This is a genomic window from Belnapia sp. AC561 (assembly GCF_979252845.1).
In genome coordinates this window covers 1-276 of sequence record NZ_CEEDBP010000207.1, presented here as the reverse complement: position 1 = coordinate 276, position 276 = coordinate 1, and the positions used below count along the sequence as shown (strand labels likewise).

Sequence of the window (276 nt, the reverse complement as noted above, 5' to 3'; positions counted from 1 at the left end):
ATCTTCCATGCGAATTTCGTTGAAATTGGCCGGCGAGCCGCCCTTGCTCGAACGGCTTTTTACCCCGCTCTGCGTGGCGTTGGCGGGCAAGTCGTAGGGCACGGTCTGTTCAGCGTTGTACACGCGGCCAGTGATGATCGGGCGGTCGGGGTCGCCTTCCAGAAAGCTGACGATCACCTCCTGGCCGATGCGCGGAATTTGAATCGAACCCCAATTCTTGCCGGCCCAGGATTGCGACACGCGCATCCAGCACGAGCTGTTTTCGTTGGATTGGTC

Annotated in this window: 1 protein-coding gene; it reads right to left on the bottom strand. The window is 59.4% G+C overall.

From position 1 onward, the window contains the following. A partial coding sequence (vgrG, locus tag AC0IW9_RS30780) for a type VI secretion system tip protein VgrG (protein WP_471652103.1) occupies positions 1–276 on the bottom strand: 276 nt, incomplete at both ends.